The following is a 4,932-nucleotide window of genomic DNA, read 5'->3' as shown; positions in this document are numbered from 1 at the left end:
GCGTTGCTGGCAGCAACTTTTACTTTACTGAAAAGCTCTGCAATGATTGTACGAGTTTGTTCATCATACTTGAACACTTCGTCCTGATCATTTCCGGTACGTGGAATATAGGCATTGATCCCTTCAAAATCTCCACCTTCACCACTTAACTCATTCATAACTTCTTCATTGGGCGAAGTATATCCAACATAGCTGGAGTTATCCATTGCCGCATCATAATTACATACATAATCGATGAACGCATGTGCCAATTCCGGATTTTCCGCATTCTTAGGAATAACCATGGCATCACTCCATAAGTTGGTTCCTGTTTCCGGCATATAGAAGCCCATGTCTTCATTTTCTGACATGACATAGGCTGCATCCCCCGAGTAGATCAAGCCTAATGCTTTACGTCCCTGCGCCATATTGTCAATGATCTCATCGGTCACGATTTCTGGTTCCATGGTTTCTACACATTCCACCAGCCATTGATACGCTTCCTGAAGCTCGGCTTCATTGGTTGTATTCATAGAATATCCCAATGCTTTTAACGCCATCATAAAGCTGTCTCGTTCAGAATCATATAAATAAATATCCCCTTTATATTTTGTATCCAGGAAAATGTTGTATCCTTCTTTTTCCAGATCTTCTTCACTAACCTTTGTTTTATCGTAAACGATACCTACAGTTCCCCAAAAATAAGGAATCGAGTAATCATTATTTGGATCGTAATCCAATCCCATGACACCATCCGATAACTGATCCAGGTTTGTCAGTTTATCCTTATCTAATGGTTGAAGCAGATCTTCCTGAATCAAACGTTCGATCATATAGTCGCTAGGAACCAAAACATCAAAAGATTCCCCATTGGCCACCTTGATATACATCTGTTCATTGGATTCAAAGTAATCCACATTCACAGTGGCACCTGTCTGTTCTTCAAAATCCGAGATTAAATTTTCTCCCATATATTCGCCCCAGTTATACAGATGAAGCTCCTGTCCTTCGAACTCACGTTCCTGCCCGCCGGATCCTGAACATCCGGTCATGCCCAGTGCCAAGGCACCCACTAGGGCACTAGCCAATAATTTTTTCATGTTTTTTCTCCCTTCTCTCCTTAATCATAGGTACTACATTGATAATCACAAGGACTACCGTTATCAATACTACAACCAGTGTAGATATTGCATTGATGCTTGGATTGATGCGCTTGCTCATGGTGTAAACCATAATACTTAGGTTTTTTACGCCTCCACCCGTTACAAAATAGGAAATGATGAAATCATCAAACGACATTGTAAATGCGATCAAAGCTCCCGAAACGATACCCGGCATAATCTGCGGTACAAGCACTTTGATCAACGCCTGCCACGGTGTAGCTCCTAAATCCATAGCCGCATCCGCCAAATTTGGATCTAATGAGCGAATTTTAGGCATGACACTTAAAATCACATATGGCGTACAAAAGGCTATATGCGCTAAAAGCATCGTCATATATCCTTTTTCAACATGGAATGTGATAAACAACAACATAAATCCGATTGCGGTCACGATTTCTGGATTCATGATGGGGAAATCATTCAGCTGTAAGATGATTTTTTGTAGAAACTTTCGGCTTTTTGAAAGTCCGATGGCACTGATGGTTCCTAAAATCGTTGATACTACTGTTGCTAACAAAGCAATCGTAATCGTTGTATAAAGTGATTCCATCATGTCACGATTTTGTAACATGTGCTCATACCAGCGAAGACTGAAACCTTCAAAATTCGTCAAAGATCGTCCTGAATTGAAAGAAAATACGATCATATATAAAATCGGAACGTAGAAGAACAATAAAGAAAGCACCATCAGCACTTTACCAAAAATGCGTTTTTCTTTTTTCATGCCTTCTTCTGCCTCCCTCCGTTATTATGCTCATCCACACGACGGATCAGATACATACAAAGCATCATGATCACGGCCATGATCATGGAAATGGCACTACCGAAGTTCCACTCACCAACCGTAATAAACTGGTTTTCAATCACATTACCGATCAGGAAGAACTGTCCGCCTCCCAACAGTTTTGGAATAAAGAAGGAACTTACAGCCGGTAAGAATACCAAGGCAATTCCACTGATCACGCCGGAAAGCGACAATGGGAAAGTTACGCGCAAAAACGTCTGCAGCTTATTGGCACCAAGATCAGCACTGGCTTCCAGCAATGAAGAATCCATCTTACAAAGAGATGTATTGATCTGCAAGATCATAAATGGAATAAAGTTATAAACCATCCCCAGCAGTACAGCCCCTTCTGTATAAAGAAGCTCAGTATCCTGCAATCCAAACAAGTTTTGTAGAATGCCCCCTTCCGAAAGAAGCCCAATCCAGGAATAGGTTCGCACCAGCATATTGATCCAGGTTGGTAATGTAATAGCCAGTACCAAGATATTTCGAACCCGATCTGAACTTCGTGCAATAAAATACGCAATCGGATACCCTAACAACACACAAATCACAGTGGTTTTAAACGCAATAACTAAAGATCTCCATAAAATCAATAAAAAGTCATGGTCGGTAAAAAAACGAATAAAATGGTCAAACGTAAAGGTAAAGTTGATAATTTCGTTTCCTTGTGTGGTAAACGCATAAAACAATATCAACAACATTGGCAACAAAATCATCAAAATAACCCAAACTACATACGGAATGGCCAATTGTGAAAAACGTTTCATTTAAAACTCCATCTTCTCCATAACATGAATATCTTCCGGGAAGAAAGTTAAGCCGACCTCTTTACCTTCTTCCACAAAATCTGTTGTATGAATCTTAAATTCACGTCCTGTTGTCCAGAAAGTAACCTTGTAAATTCCTTCCGTTATCGTTTCCGGATCAAAGTCATAATCTACGCTTAGATCGATGCCTTCTTCTTCATTATCCAGCTTCCATCCCTGTGCATTGGCCCAAGTTTTTAAATCCGTATCCAAAGCCGGCGATTCTAAGATTTCATCTTTTGATTTAAAGAAGTTAAAAGCACTGACAGCTTCATTCGCCTTTTTATTCTCAACAACGCGCTGATCCACAACCCAAATTTTTCTTGTAACCTTCGTTCCGGAGTTAGTAGAGAAGGTAACAGCATATTCTCCGATCTCCTCTTTGAGATCAGTATCAACTTTGATTGAAATATATTCTTCCGTTTCCGGATTCCAGGCTTGCGCATCCGCACGGGCGATGATTTCTTTTTCATCGATATCTTTCATATCTTCCAGATCCAAATAGAAATCGTTGGCACTGATGGCTTCCTTGCGATCTTCGCTGTAGATATTCTCATCTTTTTTCACATGCATATTGACGGTAACATGCGTTCCAGGAACTGTTTCTACCATCACTTCATAATGAACGCCTTTGAACAAGACACTTTCTACCGTTCCCGTCATCTTGCCCTTTTCCACATCGACAATATCGATATCTTCCGGGCGAATCACGACATCAACGGGTTCATTTTCTTTGAATCCTACATCCACACAGTCAAAGGTCGTATCATCAAAACGGACTAGCTTATCTTGAAGCATGCGCCCTGGCACGATATTGGATTCTCCGATAAAGTTAGCGACGTAGCGGTTTACCGGTTCATTGTAGATATCTTGTGGTGTGCCGGCCTGTTGAATCTCCCCGTCTTTCATCACAACGATCTTATCGGACATCGTCAAAGCTTCTTCCTGATCATGTGTTACATAAATAAAGGTGATTCCTACTTCCTGTTGGATACGTTTCAACTCATACTGCATTTCTTTTCGAAGCTTCAGATCTAAGGCTCCTAACGGCTCATCCAACAAAAGAACCGATGGCTCATTGACTAAAGCACGGGCAATCGCAACACGCTGTTGCTGACCCCCCGAAAGCAAAGTAACATTCTTTTTCTCATAGCCTTCCAGGTTGATCAATTTCAACATTTTCATGACTTTCTGATCAATAATATCCTTTGACATTTTTTTGATCTTCAAGCCAAAGGCTATATTGTCATATACATTCATATGCGGAAAAAGAGCATATTTTTGAAAAACTGTATTTAATTCTCTTTTATAAGGAGGCAATTTTAAAATATCCTGTCCATCAAAGATCACATGGCCTTCAGTCGGTTCTAAAAAACCGCCTAAGATTCGAAGCAAAGTTGTCTTACCGCAACCGCTGGGTCCTAAAAGGGTCACAAATTCATTTTCATAGATATCCAGATCGATTCCTTTTAAAACGATCTGGCCGTCAAAATCTTTGACAATATGTTTAAACTGGATCAGTTTATTCTTTTCTTGTTCCATAATCCATTCCCTTTTCCTTTCCTAAAACATCGGCGGTGCTGCCACCCACAACAAGACCGCATCTTTCGATCCGACATTGCGAACAAAATGACTCTTTTCACCATCTAAATAAAAAGTCTCTTTGGCCTTGAGCGGATAGACTTTTTTACCAATCACCAGTTCTAATTTTCCGCTTAAGACATAACCGAATTCCTGGCCCTCATTGGATTTCATCGTAAATGAAGAACAGCCCGGATGAATCGTGATTCGAATCGGTTCCATATCATTTTTTTGTGCATTCGGTACGATCCATTCCACCTTATGCTCTTCGCGTTCATCTACAAACACGTCGTTTTTCCCAAAAACGATCTGGCGATCCGGACTCGATGCAAAGAAAGAACTCAGATCCGTTCCTAAAGCCTCTAAGATATCTTCCAAAGTGGAGATGCTGGGAGAGGTCAAATCTCGTTCCAACTGTGATAAAAATCCCTTGGTCAGTTCACTGCGGCTTGCCAGCTCTTCCAAGGTCAAACCATTTTTGATTCGTAGATCTTTGATTTTCGATCCAATCTTCATAACATCCCTCCGGTTTTCTATCACTAAACTTTTAGTTTATATAAAGAAACAAGACAATTATACATGGTCTTGAAATAAATGCAATCAATTTCTGATATTT

At 40.3% G+C, this 4,932-nt stretch carries 5 protein-coding genes; all 5 read right to left on the bottom strand.

All coding sequences use genetic code 11. The annotated features are described in order from the left end of the window. Window positions 1-1,079, bottom strand: a 1,079-nt coding sequence (locus Q0J48_RS06535; protein WP_296242689.1) for an ABC transporter substrate-binding protein, incomplete at its 3' end; no start/stop codon positions are given. Then, window positions 1,060-1,866 (bottom strand): ABC transporter permease, encoded by an 807-nt coding sequence (locus Q0J48_RS06530; RefSeq protein WP_183374286.1) that lies wholly within the window; start codon window positions 1,864-1,866, stop codon window positions 1,060-1,062. The genes Q0J48_RS06535 and Q0J48_RS06530, both read right to left, overlap by 20 nt. Next, a complete protein-coding gene (locus Q0J48_RS06525) occupies window positions 1,863-2,696 on the bottom strand; it encodes an ABC transporter permease (protein WP_239461058.1) in 834 nt (277 codons plus the stop codon). The genes Q0J48_RS06530 and Q0J48_RS06525 overlap by 4 nt, the downstream gene beginning before the upstream one ends. Continuing rightward, window positions 2,697-4,277 carry an ABC transporter ATP-binding protein gene (locus Q0J48_RS06520; protein WP_296242685.1) on the bottom strand — a complete coding sequence of 527 codons (1,581 nt, stop codon included), beginning with the start codon at window positions 4,275-4,277 and terminating at the stop codon, window positions 2,697-2,699. A gap of 21 nt (window positions 4,278-4,298) precedes the next feature. Continuing rightward, entirely contained in the window at window positions 4,299-4,832 is a 534-nt protein-coding gene (locus Q0J48_RS06515) for a cupin domain-containing protein (protein ID WP_296242682.1), read from the bottom strand. Window positions 4,833-4,932: the final 100 nt, after the last annotated feature.

Source organism: uncultured Faecalicoccus sp. (assembly GCF_944325745.1).
Lineage (GTDB): Bacteria > Bacillota_I > Bacilli_A > Erysipelotrichales > Erysipelotrichaceae > Faecalicoccus.
Note: the sequence above shows the minus strand (reverse complement) of the source record. Positions and strands in the feature narration are given on the sequence as shown.

Coding starts and splice junctions, on each gene's coding strand:
- Q0J48_RS06525 (WP_239461058.1), bottom strand. CDS start 2,696: ATGAAACGTTTTTCACAATTGGCCATTCCGTATGTAGTTTGGGTTATT.
- Q0J48_RS06530 (WP_183374286.1), bottom strand. CDS start 1,866: ATGAAAAAAGAAAAACGCATTTTTGGTAAAGTGCTGATGGTGCTTTCT.
- Q0J48_RS06520 (WP_296242685.1), bottom strand. CDS start 4,277: ATGGAACAAGAAAAGAATAAACTGATCCAGTTTAAACATATTGTCAAA.
- Q0J48_RS06515 (WP_296242682.1), bottom strand. CDS start 4,832: ATGAAGATTGGATCGAAAATCAAAGATCTACGAATCAAAAATGGTTTG.